13 protein-coding genes are annotated in these 14,996 nt (G+C 75.7%); 6 read left to right on the forward strand and 7 right to left on the reverse strand.

From position 1 onward, the window contains the following. Positions 1 to 111 precede the first annotated feature (111 nt). Entirely contained in the window at positions 112 to 843 is a 732-nt protein-coding gene (locus AB0O29_RS03710; protein WP_365145503.1) for a response regulator transcription factor, read from the forward strand. After that, positions 840 to 1,958, forward strand: coding sequence for a HAMP domain-containing sensor histidine kinase (locus AB0O29_RS03715; protein ID WP_365145506.1), 1,119 nt, complete (start codon positions 840 to 842; stop codon positions 1,956 to 1,958). Before AB0O29_RS03710 ends, AB0O29_RS03715 begins: the two co-directional genes overlap by 4 nt. An 87-nt stretch (positions 1,959 to 2,045) precedes the next feature. Here the strand turns inward: AB0O29_RS03715 and AB0O29_RS03720 are convergent, their stop codons facing one another. Further along, entirely contained in the window at positions 2,046 to 3,107 is a 1,062-nt protein-coding gene (locus tag AB0O29_RS03720; protein WP_365145509.1) for an NAD-dependent epimerase/dehydratase family protein, read from the reverse strand. Between the two features lie 177 nt (positions 3,108 to 3,284). Between AB0O29_RS03720 and AB0O29_RS03725 the strand changes: the two genes are divergently transcribed. After that, positions 3,285 to 3,758 (forward strand): tRNA adenosine deaminase-associated protein, encoded by a 474-nt coding sequence (locus AB0O29_RS03725; protein WP_365145512.1) that lies wholly within the window; start codon positions 3,285 to 3,287, stop codon positions 3,756 to 3,758. 115 nt (positions 3,759 to 3,873) lie between these two features. On the opposite strand, the gene AB0O29_RS03730 is transcribed toward AB0O29_RS03725, so the two are convergent. Together AB0O29_RS03730 and AB0O29_RS03735 are read right to left on the reverse strand one after the other, a co-directional pair. Next, complete coding sequence (locus AB0O29_RS03730) at positions 3,874 to 5,706, reverse strand: glycoside hydrolase family 15 protein (protein ID WP_365145515.1); 1,833 nt, start codon at positions 5,704 to 5,706, stop codon at positions 3,874 to 3,876. A 111-nt stretch (positions 5,707 to 5,817) separates the two neighbouring features. Then, a complete protein-coding gene (locus tag AB0O29_RS03735) occupies positions 5,818 to 6,600 on the reverse strand; it encodes an SDR family oxidoreductase (protein ID WP_365145518.1) in 783 nt (260 codons plus the stop codon). 255 nt (positions 6,601 to 6,855) lie between these two features. Between AB0O29_RS03735 and AB0O29_RS03740 the strand changes: the two genes are divergently transcribed. Then, positions 6,856 to 7,857, forward strand: a complete 1,002-nt coding sequence (locus tag AB0O29_RS03740; RefSeq protein ID WP_365145521.1) for a cation:proton antiporter — start codon at positions 6,856 to 6,858, stop codon at positions 7,855 to 7,857. 23 nt (positions 7,858 to 7,880) lie between these two features. Here the strand turns inward: AB0O29_RS03740 and AB0O29_RS03745 are convergent, their stop codons facing one another. Continuing rightward, the gene (locus AB0O29_RS03745) at positions 7,881 to 8,393 is read right to left on the reverse strand and encodes a cupin domain-containing protein (protein ID WP_365145524.1); all 513 of its coding nucleotides are present in this window, start codon (positions 8,391 to 8,393) and stop codon (positions 7,881 to 7,883) included. Positions 8,394 to 8,475: 82 nt separating this feature from the next. On the opposite strand from AB0O29_RS03745, the gene AB0O29_RS03750 reads away from it, so the two are divergent. Next, positions 8,476 to 9,327 (forward strand): LysR substrate-binding domain-containing protein, encoded by an 852-nt coding sequence (locus AB0O29_RS03750; protein ID WP_365145527.1) that lies wholly within the window; start codon positions 8,476 to 8,478, stop codon positions 9,325 to 9,327. A 40-nt stretch (positions 9,328 to 9,367) separates the two neighbouring features. Here AB0O29_RS03750 and AB0O29_RS03755 read toward each other — a convergent pair whose 3' ends face one another. Next, the gene (locus AB0O29_RS03755; RefSeq protein ID WP_365145530.1) at positions 9,368 to 9,907 is read right to left on the reverse strand and encodes a DUF3291 domain-containing protein; all 540 of its coding nucleotides are present in this window, start codon (positions 9,905 to 9,907) and stop codon (positions 9,368 to 9,370) included. Between the two features lie 212 nt (positions 9,908 to 10,119). Between AB0O29_RS03755 and AB0O29_RS03760 the strand changes: the two genes are divergently transcribed. Next, the gene (locus AB0O29_RS03760) at positions 10,120 to 10,821 is read left to right on the forward strand and encodes an NAD(P)H-binding protein (RefSeq protein ID WP_365145533.1); all 702 of its coding nucleotides are present in this window, start codon (positions 10,120 to 10,122) and stop codon (positions 10,819 to 10,821) included. A 9-nt stretch (positions 10,822 to 10,830) separates the two neighbouring features. On the opposite strand, the gene AB0O29_RS03765 is transcribed toward AB0O29_RS03760, so the two are convergent. Beyond that, positions 10,831 to 11,184, reverse strand: a complete 354-nt coding sequence (locus AB0O29_RS03765) for a YrdB family protein (protein ID WP_365145536.1) — start codon at positions 11,182 to 11,184, stop codon at positions 10,831 to 10,833. 97 nt (positions 11,185 to 11,281) lie between these two features. After that, positions 11,282 to 14,996 (reverse strand): Pls/PosA family non-ribosomal peptide synthetase (locus AB0O29_RS03770; protein WP_365145539.1); only part of this gene is annotated, 3,715 nt, incomplete at its 5' end.

Below are 14,996 nucleotides of genomic sequence, written 5' to 3' on the forward strand. Positions count from 1 at the left end.
GGAATTCCCGGGGGACATAGCGGACATCGACTCCTTACGAAACGCGGACGTCGGCCGCCCGGTGGCCGCCCGCCGCAGACGGAGCGGGTGCCCGGGTGGGAGGCTTGCCCCATGAGCACGGCCATGAGCACCTCCCCGCCCGCCCGGGTCCTCGTCGTCGACGACGACCCCACCGTCGCCGAGGTCGTCACCGGCTACCTCCGCCGGGCCGGCCACAGCGTCCACCACGCCGCCGACGGCCCCGCCGCCCTCGACTCCGCCGCGCGGCACGACCCGGACCTCGTCGTCCTGGACCTGATGCTGCCGGGCTTCGACGGACTGGAGGTGTGCCGGCGGCTGCGCGCGGAGCGTCCCGTTCCGGTGATCATGCTGACGGCGCGGGGCGACGAGGACGACCGGATCGCCGGGCTGGAACTGGGCGCGGACGACTACGTCACCAAGCCCTTCAGCCCGCGCGAGCTGGTCCTGCGCGTCGAGTCCGTGCTGCGCCGCAGCCGGGCCGCGGCCCCGGAACCCGCCGCGCCGGGGCCGCTGGCCGGCGGGGGGATCCTGCTCGACCCGCGGACCCGCCGGGCGGCCAGGAACGGGCGGGAGCTGACGCTCACGCTGCGCGAGTTCGACCTCCTCGCGCACTTCCTCTCCCGCCCGGGCCGGGCCCACGGACGGGAGGAGCTGATGCGGGACGTGTGGGGCTGGGAGTTCGGGGACCTGTCCACCGTCACCGTCCACGTGCGCCGCCTGCGCGCCAAGATCGAGGACGATCCGGCCGCACCCCGGCTCATCCGGACCGTCTGGGGCGTCGGGTACCGCTTCGAGCCGGGCGGGGAGGCGGACGCCGGATGAAGGACCTTCTGCTGATCGCGGCCTTCGCGTTCGGGGGCGCGGCCTGCGCCGGGCTGCTCGGGGCGGTCGCGCTGCGCCTGCTGCGGCACCGGTCCGTCGCCGTCTCCCTGACCGTCGTCGCCGCCGTCACCGTCACCGCGATGCTGGCCGGCACCCTCGCCGTCGCCCGCGCGATGTTCCTCTCCCCGCACGACCTGAGCGTCGTCACCCTGGTGGCCGCGATGGCCGCCGTCGTGTCCCTGGCCACCGCGCTGCTGCTCGGCCGCTGGGTCGTGGCCCGTGGCCGCGAACTCGCCCTCGCGGCACGCGCGTTCGGCGAGGGGGGCAGTTTCGCCGCGCCCCCGGCCCGGGCCACGGCGGAGCTGGCCGCCGTCACCCGCGAGCTGGCCGCCACCAGCGCCAGGCTCGCCGCCTCCCGGGAGCGCGAGCGCGCCCTGGAGGCCTCGCGCCGTGAACTCGTCGCCTGGATCTCCCACGACCTGCGCACCCCGCTCGCCGGGCTGCGGGCCATGGCCGAGGCCCTGGAGGACGGGGTGGCCGCCGAGCCCGCGCGCTACCACCGGCAGATCCGCACCGAGGTCGACCGGCTCGCCGGCATGGTCGGCGACCTCTTCGAGCTCTCCCGCATCCACGCAGGGGCCCTGGAGCTGACCCCCAGCCGCGTCTCCCTGCGGGACCTCGCGGCCGACGCCCTCCTCGGCGCCGACCCGCTCGCCCGCGAACGGGGCGTCCGCCTGTGCGGCGACGAGATCGCCCCCGTCCCGGTCGAGGTGGACGGCAGGGAGATGACCCGGGTCCTGGCCAACCTCCTCGGCAACGCCATCCGCCACACCCCGGCCGACGGCACCGTGGCCGTCCGCGTCGACCGGCGGGAGGACACCGCCGTGCTGTCCGTCACCGACGGGTGCGGCGGCATCCCCGAGGAGGACCTGACGAAGGTCTTCGACACCGGCTGGCGCGGCAACCCCGCCCGCACTCCCCCCGCCGGAGCCGGGCTCGGGCTGGCGATCGTACGGGGCATCGTCGAGGCCCACGCCGGCCGGGCGCACGTCCGCAACGTCCCCGGCGGCTGCCGCTTCGAGGTCACCCTCCCCCTGGCCGCCAGCCCCGGCTGAGCGGGACGACCCCGCCCGGCTCCCCCAGGCCGTCTCCTCCGGCTCTTGCCCGACCCGCGCCGCCCGGCAAGATCCGGAAGAGACGGCCTACCCGACCCTGGCCGAGGCCCGCTGTCCGGCTCGGGCGAACTCGGCCATGCCCTGTGCGAACCCGGTCTCGGGGCGCCAGCCCAGCTCGCGCCGCAGCCGGGAGGAGTCGGCCGTGATGTGCCGGACGTCGCCCAGCCGGAACTCCCCCGTCACCACGGGCGCCGGGCCGCCGTGCTCCGCCGCGAGGACGGCGGCCATCTCCCCCACGGTGTGCGGGTCGCCGCTGCCCACGTTGTAGGCCCTGTGGCCGCCGGCCGGCAGGTCCTCGACGGCGGCCAGGGCGGCCGCGTTCGCCCGCGCGACGTCCCGTACGTGCACGAAGTCCCGCCGCTGCGCGCCGTCCTCGAACACCCTCGGGGCCTCGCCCCGGGCCAGCGCGGAGCGGAAGAAGGACGCGACGCCCGCGTACGGGGTGTCCCTGGGCATGCCCGGCCCGTACACGTTGTGGTAGCGCAGCGACACGGCCGTACCGCCGGCGGACCGCGCCCAGGCGGCGGCCAGGTGCTCCTGCGCGAGCTTCGTCGTCGCGTACACGTTCCGCGGGTCCACCGGCGCGTCCTCGTCCACCAGCCCGGGGACGAGGTCGCGGCCGCAGCGCGGGCAGCGCGGCTCGAACCGGCCCGCCTCCAGATCCGCGACCGCCCGCGGCCCCGGGCGCACCACCCCGTGCTCACGGCACTCGTACCGCCCCTCGCCGTACACCACCATCGACCCCGCCTGGACGAGCCGCCGCACCCCCGCCTCCGCCATGGCGGCCAGCAGCACCGCCGTCCCCAGATCGTTGCAGGCCACGTACTCCGGAGCGTCGGCGAAATCCTTCCCCAGGCCCACCATCGCGGCCTGGTGGCAGACGGCGTCCACCCCCCGCAGCGCCCGCCGCACCGTCGCGGCGTCCCGGACGTCGCCCCGGTGGAACTCGGCGTCCGGCTCCGGCGGGGCCTGCGGATGAGCGGCCGGCAGCAGGGCGTCCAGCACCACCGGCGTATGTCCTTCGGCCGCCAGGACGGCCACCACCTGCGAGCCGATGAACCCGGCTCCTCCTGTCACGAGTACGCGCATGCCCCGCACGCTACGGACCCCCGCCCCCCGATGACGGCTCCCGCACCGGCCCGTAAGACTTCCGTCACCTCCGTCCACCGGCGCGGCGGGGTACGCCGGGCGGCGCGCTTGCTCCGTGCGGGCCACGCCGGGACCCCTGAGGGCTATCCGGTGCGCCGACGGGGCAGGTGTGGGGCCGTGACACGACGAAGGAACCACCGGTACGCCGTCGCCGTAGCCCGCCGGGACGGCCACTGGCAGTGCACCCGACTGGACCGCACCGCGCTCACCGGCCTCGACGAGGCGGTCGCCGCGGTGCGCGGGGCGGGTACCCCGGAGCCCCTGTGCGGGCTCTTCAACGCCGACGAGGCGTTCTTCCTGATCCTGCGCCCCACTCCGGCCGGCACGGCCCTGCTGCTGTCGGACGCCCGGGCCGCGCACCGGCACACCCTCGCCGCCCAGGCGCTGGACGCCCTGGGCGCCGCCCTCCCCGACGCCGACGCACCGGACGGGGTCCCGGCCGGGGACCTGGGCATCGTCACCGACCTGGGGCTCACCGCGCAGGACATGGCCGCCGTGCTGGCCCGGCCGGACGGCCTGCCGGACGACCTGCTGCGGACGATCGCGGAGCGGTGCGGGTTCGCCGCCGAGTTCGACCGCGTGAAGGCCTGAGCCGGCGTTTCTCCGGCGGCGGCCCGGACGCCGCCGGGGGACGGGCGGGGTCGCGGCAGCCGCGTACGACGGTGGCCCCGGCCGCCGACGTCCCGCCGACACGGGACGCGCGGGTTCAGCCGAGGGCGCGGTCGAGGTTGAAGGCGGCGCTGATGAGGGCGAGGTGGGTGAAGGCCTGGGGGAAGTTGCCGAGTTGTTCGCCGCTGCGGCCGATCTCCTCGGCGTACAGCCCGACGTGGTTGGCGTAGGTGAGCATCTTCTCGAAGGCCAGCCGCGCCTCCTCCAGGCGTCCCGCGCGGGTGAGTGCCTCGACGTACCAGAACGAGCAGATGGAGAACGTGCCTTCGGAGCCGCGCAGGCCGTCGGGGCTGGCCTGCGGGTCGTAGCGGTAGACCAGCGAGTCGGAGACCAGGTCCGCGGTCAGCGCGTCCAGGGTCGACAGCCACTTGGGGTCGGTGGGCGCGATGAACTTGGCCATCGGCATCATCAGCACGGAGGCGTCGAGCACGTCGTCGCCGAGGCCCTGGGTGAACGCGCCGCGTTCGGCCGACCAGCCCTCCCGCATGATCTGCCGGTAGATCGCGTCCCGGCTCCGCTGCCAGCGCGCGAGGTCGGCGGGCAGGCCGCGCCGGTTGGCCATCCGGACGGCCCGTTCGATCGCCACCCAGCACATCAGCCGCGAGTAGACGAAGTTCCTCCGGCCGCCCCGGGTCTCCCAGACGCCCTCGTCGGGCTGGTCCCAGTGGTCGCAGAGCCAGTCGACGACGGTGCCGACCTCGTCCCAGTGGGCGCTGCTGATGGGCTTGCCCCACTTGTCGTACAGGTAGACGGAGTCGATCATGGCTCCGTAGATGTCCAGCTGGAGCTGGCCGGTGGCGGCGTTGCCCACCCGCACCGGGGCGGACCCCAGGTGGCCTTCGAGGTGGGTCAGTTCGGATTCGGGCAGGTCGGTGCGCCCGTCGATGCCGTACATGATCTGGAGGGGGCCGGCCGGGCCGGCTCCGGGCTCGATGCACCGTTCGGACAGGAAGCCCATGAACGCCTCCGCCTCCGAGGTGAAGCCCAGGCGGAGCATGGCGTAGACGCAGAAGGCGGCGTCGCGGACCCACACGTACCGGTAGTCCCAGTTGCGCTCGCCGCCGACCCGCTCGGGCAGGCTCGTCGTGGGCGCGGCGACGATCGCCCCCGTCGGCACGTAGGTGAGCAGCTTCAGCGTCAGCGCGGACCGGTCCACCATCTCCCGCCAGCGGCCCCGGTAGCGCGAGCGGCTCAGCCACCGGCTCCAGAACCGGACCGTCGCCTCGAACTGCTCCTGCGCCTCGGCGCGCGGGCAGCCCCGGGGGGTGACGCCGTCGCCGACCTTGTCGAGGGCGAACACCACGGACTCGCCTTCGAGGAGCTTGAAGTGCGCGCGCACGTCCGTGCCGTCGGTTTCCAGCGGGGCGGTGGAGGTCAGGGCCAGGGAGAGCGACGGGGAGTCGAAGACGGCCTCGTGGGCCTGTGCGCGTACGGTGTGCGCCTCCGTGCCGTAGCCGAAGCGCGGGGCGACGCGCGTCCTGAAGGGCAGGGTGCCGCGTACGCAGATCACCCGCCGGATCAGCCGGTGGCGGACGGCCTCCCGCGACTCGTCCACGACGGGCATGAAGTCCTGGATCTCGGCCACCCCGTCGGCGGCGTAGAACCGTGTGATCAGCACGTTGGTGTCGGGGAAGTAGAACTGCCGGGTCCGCGCCGGCACGTCCGCGGCCAGCTCCCACGAGCCGCCCCGCTCGGCGTCGAGGATGGACGCGAACACGCTCGGGGCGTCGAAGCGCGGGCAGCAGTACCAGTCGATCGTGCCGTTGGTCCCGACGAGCGCGGCGGTGCGGAGGTCGCCGATGAGCCCGTGCTCGGAGATCGGCAGGTACCGCGGGCCGTCCGCTCCCCCGGATCCGTTCCCGAACTCCATGCCGGCCTCCTGCCGTCCATGGTAGATCGGGCACGGATTCCGGCGCGGTGAGCCGATGACCCGCGCCTGCGATCGCACGCCCATTCGAATCCCGGTTGGCGCGGCGAGGGATCACCCGGCCGTCGGCGGACCCAGGTACGTGCCTCCGGAGACGTCGATGGTCTGGCCCGTGACCCACCGGCCGCGCGGTCCGGCCAGGAAGCCCACCACGTCCGCGACGTCCTCCGGCTCGCCCACCCGCCCGAGGGCGGTGATCGCCTCCAGTCCCGCCACCGCCTCGGGGACCGCGAGGTAGGGGGCGATCATGTCGGTGCGCACCACCCCGGCGGCGATCGTGTTCACGGTGATCCCGCGTCCGCCGAGTTCGTGGGCGAGGGAGGGGCCGAGGGCCGCCAGGGCCGCCTTGGTGACGGTGTAGCCGATCTGGAGCGGGCTGGCGATCCGGGTGGCCGCCGAGCCCATGTTCACGATCCGGCCGCCGTCCCTGAGCAGGGGGAGCGCGCGCTGGACGACGAAGAGCGGTGCGCTCACGTTGACCGCCAGCAGCCGCTCGAACTCCTCCTCGGAGAGCCGTCCGATCGGACGGGTGGAGTGGATGCCGGCGTTGTTGACCAGGACGTCCAGGCCGCGGTCCGCGCCCTGGGCCGCGAGCCCGGCGGTGAACCCCTCGAACAGCCGGTCCACCGCGCCGCTTTCACCGAACGCGGCCCGCACCGAGAACGCCCGGCCGCCGGCCTCCGCGATCCGCGCCACGGTCTCGGCGGCCGCCGCCTCGTTGCCGCCGTAGTGCACCGCGACCAGCGCCCCGTCGGCGGCGAGGCGCAGGGCGACCGCCCGCCCGATCCCGCGCGAGCCGCCCGTCACCAGTGCGGTCCTGCCGTCCAGTTCGCCCATCGCCGCCTCATCCCTCCCGTGGGGTACGGCCGGAGCCGGGGACGCTCCAGTCTAGGTTCCGGGGCCTCGGGCCGGGAGTGGGCCCCGTGGCGGTCCGGGGCGGCCGATCGGGTCAATCGTGCGGGCGCCCCGTTCGGCTCCGGAGCGGCGGGGCCCGGGCTCCGTTACGGTCCGCGTTCAGGGGCCGGTCGTGGCTCCGTCCGGTGTCCGGGCGGGGCGCGAGGCCGGGCCGGTCTCCCGATTCTGCGAGGGTTCATGGCGGCGTTCCTCATCGTGGCGTGCCTGTTGTTCGCGTGGGCGGTGACGGCCGAACGGCTCGCCCGCTGGAGCGTGACGGCCTCGCTGGCGTTCGCGGTCGCGGGTGCGTTCCTGAGCACCGGCGAGGATCCGGCGGTGCGGGAGAACCTGAGCGCGCACGCGTTCCAGCGGGGCGTCGAGCTGGTCCTGGCCGTGCTGCTGTTCCTGGACGCCTGCGAATCCACCGAGTACCACCGGCTGAAGACCACGGTCGGCGAGTGGCGGCTGCTCGCGATCGCGCTGCCCCTGACCATCGGCGCGGCCACGCTCGGCGGGGCCCTGCTGTTCCCCGGCACGGGCTGGTGGCTGCTGCTGGTGACCGCGCTGGTGGTGATGCCGATCGACCTCGCGCCGATCTCGACGCTCCTCGTCGACGAGCGCGTTCCGCTGCGGGTGCGGGCGGCCCTCAACCTGGAGGGGGGCCTGAACGACGGGCTGATCTCCCCCCTGTTCCTCTTCGCCCTCGCCCATCTCACCACGAGCGGCGACAGCGGGCTGGGCGCACTGGTGTGGCGGGTGGTGCGGGAGTCGGCGACCGCCGTGCTCATCGGCGGACTGCTCGGGCTGGGAGCCGCCTGGCTCGTGCGGCGCGCGCTCCGCGCGGAGTGGGCCACCGCCGAGAGCCTGCGGCTCGCCACCCTGGCGCTGCCCTTCCTCACCTACGCGGCGGCCGTCCTCGCCCACGGGAACGGTTTCGTGGCGGCCTTCGTCTCCGGCGTCTGCTACGCCCCCGCCGCCCGCGCGCTCGGCCACGCCAACCTGTCGCTCGTCCACCACGTCGGGCAGGTGCTCGCCTTCGCGGTCTGGTTCGTCCTGGGCGGCCTGGCGGACTTCGTGGTCGCGGCGATGTGCGCCACCGTGCTGCTCAGCGTGGTGCTGCACGGGCTGTCCGTCCGCCCGATCGCCCTCGCGTTCGAACGCGGAGCGGTGGCCCGCGCCCGCACGGCGACGCGCGGCTGAGCCTCCGCGGGCGGGGAGGGGTCTCAGGCGTCGTGCGGGGTGCCGGGGTGGTCGGTGGCGGGGTGGGTGGCGTAGCGGCTCATGGCGGCGATGTGCGCCTGCGGGGACGGGGCCCGTCCGTCGGAGGCCAGGTCGCGCAGGTCTCGGAAGTACTGCGCGTACCGGCCGGGGGTGAAGGTGCTGAGCATGACGGCCGGCCGGCCGGTCACGTTGGCGAAGGTGTGCGGGGCGCCGGGCGGGACCACGACGAGGGTGCCGGCGGGAGCGTCGTGGCTGTCGTGGCCGACGGTGAAGCGGATGGTGCCGGAGACCACGTAGAACCCCTCGTCGTGCTCGGCGTGGCGGTGCTGCGGCGGGCCGGGGGTGTGCGGGGCGAGGACGGATTCCGCGAAGCCGATCCGGTGTCCGGTGGTGGTGCCGTCCTCCAGGATGCGCATCCGCGTGGTGCCCAGGACGATCGTCTCGCCCTGGTCCGGGCGGACGACGGACACGGCGGGGTCGGCGCCGGGGTGCCCGGCCGTTGAGTTCTCTGTCATGTCCCGATTCCAGCGCCGGGGACCGGGGGCCGTCCAATACCGCCTGGGGAACCCCGATACCGCCTGAGTATCGTTGCCGGTCATGGAGTTGAGGACACTGCGGTACTTCGTCGCCGTCGCGGAGGAGCTCCACTTCGGCCGGGCCGCCGCCCGGCTGCACATGACCCAGCCGCCGCTGAGCCGGGCGGTCAAGGGGCTCGAGGCGGACCTCGGGGCCGTCCTGCTGGACCGCTCGGCCTCGGGCGTCGCGCTCACCCCGGCCGGGGCGGTGCTGCTGGACGAGGCGCGCACGCTGCTGGAGCGGGTGGAGCGGGCGCGGGTGCGGGTGGCCTCCGCGGCCGGGGCCGCGACGCTGACGGTCGGCATGCTGAGCGACCAGGCCGACGCGGGAGCCCGGCGTCTGGCCGCCGCCTACCGGCGCCGCCATCCGGGTGTCGAGGTCCGCGTCCGCGAGACCGGTCTGGCCGATCCGACGTGCGGGCTGCGGGCCGGACTCGTCGACGTCGCCCTGACCCGCGGGCCGTTCGACGGGACCGGTCTGACGGTGCGTGAGCTGCGCGCCGATCCCGTGGGGGCGGTCCTGCGCGCGGACGACCCGCTGGCCGGCAGGGAGCGGCTGGAGCCGGCCGACCTGGCCGGCCGGCGCTGGTTCCGGTTCCCCGCGGGCACCGATCCGCTCTGGCAGGCCTACTGGCACGCCGGCGAGCCGCGCGAGGGCCCGGTCGTCCGCGCGGTACAGGAGTGCCTCCAGGCGGTGCGCTGGAACGGGACCGTCGGCCTGGCACCGCTCGGCCACGCCCCGCCCGAGGGGCTGGCCCTGGTGCCGCTCTCCGGCATGGTCCCGAACCCCGTGGTGGCGGCCTGGCGGCGGGGCGACGCGAACCCGCTGGTGGCGGCGTTCGTCCGGATCGCCGTCGAGGCCTACCGCGGTTGACCCGGACGCCTCCTCCGTCGCCGCCCTCGACGTGGACGGCTCAGGCCTCGACGTCCCTCAACCCGGACGGGGTGCCGTCCGGGGCGAAGGAGCGCTGGAAGGTGAAGGCGCGTGGGGCGGGGCCTTGTGCGTGGAGGTGTTCCAGGCCGGACACCCCGTCCCGCCAGGTGGGTATCGCGCCGTCGGGGACCCACCAGAAGACGTGGCTCGGGTGTCCCGTCCTCTCGAACCAGTCGTGGCGCCGGTTCAGCGCCTCGCGGTGCAGCCCGGTGTAGACCGCGTCGAAGGCGGAGCGCAGGTCGGTCCAGAGCGAGAGGGTCGTGGCCAGGGCGGTGGTCTGCGCCGTTCGGCCCTTGTCGTACCAGTCCGGTACGGCGAACTCCCCCCAGGCGCCCCAGTCCGCGGTGAAGAGCACGCCCTGCTCCGCGGCCGTCGGTTCCGCGTGGGCCAGGTATCCGGGGTGCCCGCTGAGCTTCCGGTAGACGGCCTCACCGCTGGCGTAGAACTCGCGCGTGAGAGGGCCGGGATCGGCGAGGGGCGACTTCAGTACGCCGAAGGTGTACAGCGCGAGCTGGGGCATGCGTCTCTCCCTGTCTGGTGTGCAACTCCGGTGCGAGCGTGGGCGATCGCCGGAGACCAGGTGAAGGTAGCCGCCCGCGCGGGCCCTGTCGAAGTTGCGTTTTCCCTGTCCGCATGGCCTCTCGCGGCCGGTCCTGGCCGGGGCGCCGGTGCGGGTGTGGCATCCTGCCGGGATCCCGGCGGGGCGGCCGTCGGCGGTGGAAGGGGAATCCCGTGACCCGCAGCGCGCTCCTGGTCGGAGCCACCGGACTCGTCGGCGGTCAGCTGCTGGCGCGGCTGCTGCGCGATCCGCGCTATGGCCGCGTCACCGTGCTCGCGCGGCGGCCGCTGGGGCTGCGCCACCCGCGGCTGGACGCGCGGGTGGTGGACTTCGCCGGGCTCAACGACGGTGAACTGCCGGACGTCAACGACGTGTTCGGGGCGCTGGGGACCACCATCCGGCAGGCCGGCTCGCAGGAGGCCTTCCGTGAGGTGGACCAGCACCACACCGTGCGGGTGGCCGCACTGGCCCGGGAGGCGGGCGCCGAGCGGATCGCCGTGGTCTCCTCGGTCGGCGCCGGATCCGGTTCCCGGGCCTTCTACCTGCGGGTCAAGGGGGACATGGAGGCGGAGGTGACGGCGCTGGGCTACCCGCAGACCGAGTTCTTCCGGCCCTCCTTCATCCTCGGCCACCGCCCTTCGCACCGCCGGGGCGAGGGGCTCGGCGGCACCGCCGCGACCGTGCTGGCCCCGCTGCTGGCCGGGCCCGCCCGCCCCTACCGGCCGGTGCCCGCGGGACGGCTGGCCGCCGCGATGATCGCCGCGCTGGCGGAGGACCGGCCCGGGGTCCACGTCCGCACCCACGAGGACTTCCTGGCCCTCGCCCCGGAGCCGGCCGCCGCCGAGCCGGGCGACGGCGGGTACCCGGCCCAGTAGCCGGCGGCGTCAGCCGCGGCGCAGGCGGTCCATTTCCGCGAGGCCGGTGTTGACGACGGCCACCACGGCGAACGCGACGGCGAGCCGGGTGTGGCCGAGGGAGTGGAGGGCGGCCGTGGCCGAGGCGAAGAAGAGGGCCTTGACCACGAGGATCGCCGCGAGCGGGATGGTGAACGTGGCCTTGGGGGCGGCGAACAGGCCCCAGACGGTGGCCGCGAGCGCCGGGGCGCCGACGGCCAGCAGGATCCGGATCGCGGTGTTCTGGCCGGTGGACCACCCCCACCAGGCCAGCAGTGCCAGCCCGGCCAGCTCCATGAGGAAGGCCAGACCTTCGTTGACGACGTGGAGCGGGGTGGGAAGCATCGGCCGGTGCCTTTCGTGGGCGGACGGCGAACGGTCGGTGCATTAGATCAGGCCGCGCATGGTCATGAACAGGCCATGCGCGGCCCGGGTTCGCCCGTCACGCCCCGGTCGCGGCCGCCGCGGCGCCCGCGACCGGGTTGCCCGCCCAGGCGGTGCCGGCGGGGAGGGTCTCGCCGCGCATCACCAGGGACGCGGCGCCCACGGAGGTGTGCGCGCCGACCGTGCTGCCGGGCAGGACGATGCTGTGCGGGCCGAGCGAGGCGCCCGCGTCGAGGCGTACGGCGTCCATCCGCATGATGCGGTCGTGGAACAGGTGGGTCTGGAGCACGCAGCCCCGGTTCACCGTGGCCCCGTCCCCCAGGGTGACCAGATCGGTCTCGGGCAGCCAGTGGGTGTCGCACCACACGCCCCGGCCGATCCGCGCCCCGAGGGTGCGCAGCCACCAGTTGAGGACGGGGGTGCCGGTGAAGGGGCCGGCCAGCCAGGGGACGGCGAGGGACTCGACGAAGGTGTCGTAGAGCTCGTTGCGCCAGACGAACGGGCTCCACAGCGGGTGTTCGGCGACCCGGAACCGGCCGACCAGCAGCCACTTGGCGGCGGTGGTGGTCAGCGCGGCGGCCACCCCGGCGGCCGGCAGCAGGGCCACCGCGGCCAGCACCGCCCACAGCGGCCCGCCGGTCTGCAGGGCCTGGTCCTCCCCGAGGAACACGCCCTCGGCCAGCAGCAGCCCGCAGACCAGCGGGACCAGCCGGCACAGTTCGACGGCGGCCCGGGCCACGACCAGCCGCCGGGGCGGGGCGAAGGTGCGGCTCGCGTCGACGGACGGGGCGCTGCGCGGCAGTTCGAGCGCGGGGCGGCCCAGCCAGGAGGTGCCGGGGGCGGGGTCCGCCGGGGCGTCGGAGAGGACGCCGACCAGGGCGCCGTCGGGCACGTCCCGCCCCGGCCCCACGATGCCCGAGTTGCCGACGAAGGCCCGGCGCCCGACCCGTACGGCGCCCAGGTGCATCCGGCCGTCCCGCAGTTCGTAGGGGGCGGTGAGGGTGTCGTCGGCGAGGAAGGCCCCGTCGTCGACGAGCAGCAGCGAGGGCAGCGGAAGCACGGTGGAGATCTCGGTGTTCCGGCCGATCCGGGCGCCCAGCAGGCGCAGCCACAGCGGGGTGGCGAGGCTCGCGTACAGCGGGAACAGGCCGGTCCGGCTGGTGTCGAGGAGCCGGTGGACCAGCCATACCCGCCAGGCCACGCCGCCGTCGGCCGGGTGGCTGCCGGGGGTGATCCGCCGGCCGAGGAGGCGTACCACCAGGGCGACCAGGGCGATCCAGCAGAGGACGGACACGAGGACGGAGAGGGGTGCGGCGAGCACCAGGCGGCGGGCGACCTCGCCGAGCGTGGGGCTGTCCGCGACGAGCCGGTACGTGGCGGCCAGCACCGGCAGCGAGGCGAGGACCGGCAGCAGGGGCAGGAGGAGGAGCGAGAGCCCGTAGGCGGCCCGCCAACGGCGCGGGTAGGGCCGTCGGAGCGCCGCGCGGCCGCGCCGGACGGCGTCCCGGGCGGCGGGGGCGTCGGGCCGGGGCCGCGCCGGGGAGCCGTGCCAGCTCCCGCCCGCCGGGATCCGGCCGTCGAGGCAGGCCCCGGGGGCGAGTTCGGCGTCCTCGCCGAGTTCGGCGCCGGGCATCACCACCGCACGGTGGCCGACGCGCGCGCCCGCCCCGATCCGGACGGCCCCGACCACCAGCCGGTCCCCGTCGAGCCACCAGCCGCGGAGGTCGGCCTCCGGTTCCACCGCGCAGCCGGCGCCGAACTCGGCGAGCCCGGTGACCGGCGGCATCGCGTGCAGGGCGGCCCCCGGACCGGTGGCGCAGCCGAGCGCGCGGGCGTAGCGGGCGGCCCACGGGGTGCCGAGCAGCGCGGGGACCCCGAAGAGCGCGACGGCCCGTTCGGCCGCCCACAGCCTCAGGTGGGTGGAGCCGCCGCGCGGGTGGGTGCCGGGGCGCACGCCCCGGGTCAGCAGCCGGGCGGCGAGGGTGCCGAGGGCGAACCGCGAGGGGGCGGTGAAGAGCAGCAGCCAGCCGGTCAGGACGAGCCACCAGGGGGTGTGCGGGGTCCAGACGTGCGGGGTGAGCAGGCCCAGCACGTTGTCGACGCCGGCGAGGACGACCACCCCGCGCAGGCCGGTGACCGCGTACGAGGCCGTCTGCGTCAGGAGCTGGACGAGGCCGGCCCGGCGGGGGACGGGGCGGACGGGAGGGCGCGGGTCCCGGCGGGCGACGAGGGTGTCGGCGTGGGCCGCCATGTCCCGCAGGACCGGCTGGCGGTAGAGGTCGGCGACCGAGATGCCCGGGTGGCCCGGGCGCAGCGCGGAGGCGAGGCGGGCCGCGCCCAGGCTGGTGCCGCCGAGGGCGAAGAAGTCGTCGCCGGGGCCGGGCCGGATGCCGAGCTGGTCCTGCCACAGGGCGGCGAGCCGGGCCTCCGTCGGGGTCAGCGGGGCCTGCTGCGCGGGGTCGGCGGGCAGCGGCCAGGGCAGGGCGTCGCGGTCCACCTTGCCGGAGGTACGGGTGGGCAGCTCGGGCACCTCGGCGAGGAGGGGGACGAGTGCGGCGGGCAGGCGCCGGGAGAGTTCCTCGCGGGCGCCTTCCCGTACGTAGTCCGGGCCGGTCACCACGTACCCGACGAGGAGCCTGCCGCCCGCCGGGGTCTCCCGGACGACCGTGGCGGCCGCGAGCACTCCGGTCAGCGCGGTCAGCGCGGCGTCGATCTCGCCCGGCTCCACGCGCCGGCCGCCGAGCTTGACCTGGTCGTCGGCGCGGCCGGCGAACACCAGGCCGCGCGGGTCGGCCCGGACGAGGTCGCCGGTGCGGTAGGCGCGGTCGGTGCCCAGGGCGGGGCAGGGGCGGTAGCCCTCGCGGTCCTTGCCCGGGTCGAGGTAGCGGGCCAGTCCGGCGCCGGCGACCACCAGTTCGCCGGTCTCCCCGGCCGCGAGGGCCTCCCCGGCCTCGTCGACGACGGCCAGGTCCCAGCCGTCGAGCGGCAGTCCGATCCGCACGGGTTCGCCGGGGTGCATCCGGGCCGCGCAGGCCACGACGGTGGTCTCCGTGGGGCCGTAGGTGTTCCACATCTCGCGGCCGTCGACGGCGTAGCGGTCCACGAGCTCCGCCGGGCAGGCCTCGCCGCCCACGATCAGCAGCCGGACCCGGTCCAGGGAGCCGGCCGGCCACAGCGCGGCGAGGGTGGGCACCGTGGAGACGACGGTGATGCCCCGCTCGACCAGCCAGGGCCCGAGTTCGTGGCCGGCCCGCACGAGCGACCGGGGCGCGGGTACCAGGCAGGCTCCGTGCCGCCAGGCCAGCCACATCTCCTCGCAGGAGGCGTCGAAGGCCACCGAGAGCCCCGCCAGGACGCGGTCCCCCGGTCCGAGCGGCCGGTCCCGCAGGAACAGCCCGGCCTCGGCGTCGACGAAGGCGGCGGCGCTGCGGTGGCGGACGGCCACGCCCTTGGGGAGGCCGGTGGATCCGGAGGTGAAGATGATCCAGGCGTCGTCGCCCGGTTCGACGGGGCGCGGCGCGGCTCCCACGGTGGCGCCCAGCGGCGGCACCGCTCCCGGGCCGATCTCGCCCCCGGCCCCGAGGACCAGGCAGACGCCCGCCTCGCGGAAGACCGTGGCGGCGCGTTCCTCGGGGTCGTCGGCGTCCACCGGTACGTACGCCGCGCCGCAGCGCAGGGCCGCGAGGACCGCCACGTAGAGGTGCGCCGTGCCGGACGGGACGCGTACGCCGATCCGGTCGCCGGGGCCCGCGCCGGCCCGGCGCAGGCGGGCC

This window comes from Streptomyces sp. NPDC089915 (genome assembly GCF_040684675.1).
Classification (GTDB): domain Bacteria; phylum Actinomycetota; class Actinomycetes; order Streptomycetales; family Streptomycetaceae; genus Streptomyces.

Bases quoted from the DNA above. Each gene is read 5' to 3' on its own strand.
- AB0O29_RS03710 (WP_365145503.1), top strand. From the start codon at position 112: ATGAGCACGGCCATGAGCACCTCCCCGCCCGCCCGGGTCCTCGTCGTC.
- AB0O29_RS03715 (WP_365145506.1), top strand. From the start codon at position 840: ATGAAGGACCTTCTGCTGATCGCGGCCTTCGCGTTCGGGGGCGCGGCC.
- AB0O29_RS03720 (WP_365145509.1), bottom strand. From the start codon at position 3,107: ATGCGCGTACTCGTGACAGGAGGAGCCGGGTTCATCGGCTCGCAGGTG.
- AB0O29_RS03730 (WP_365145515.1), bottom strand. From the start codon at position 5,706: ATGGAGTTCGGGAACGGATCCGGGGGAGCGGACGGCCCGCGGTACCTG.
- AB0O29_RS03735 (WP_365145518.1), bottom strand. From the start codon at position 6,600: ATGGGCGAACTGGACGGCAGGACCGCACTGGTGACGGGCGGCTCGCGC.
- AB0O29_RS03740 (WP_365145521.1), top strand. From the start codon at position 6,856: ATGGCGGCGTTCCTCATCGTGGCGTGCCTGTTGTTCGCGTGGGCGGTG.
- AB0O29_RS03745 (WP_365145524.1), bottom strand. From the start codon at position 8,393: ATGACAGAGAACTCAACGGCCGGGCACCCCGGCGCCGACCCCGCCGTG.
- AB0O29_RS03750 (WP_365145527.1), top strand. From the start codon at position 8,476: ATGGAGTTGAGGACACTGCGGTACTTCGTCGCCGTCGCGGAGGAGCTC.
- AB0O29_RS03755 (WP_365145530.1), bottom strand. From the start codon at position 9,907: ATGCCCCAGCTCGCGCTGTACACCTTCGGCGTACTGAAGTCGCCCCTC.
- AB0O29_RS03765 (WP_365145536.1), bottom strand. From the start codon at position 11,184: ATGCTTCCCACCCCGCTCCACGTCGTCAACGAAGGTCTGGCCTTCCTC.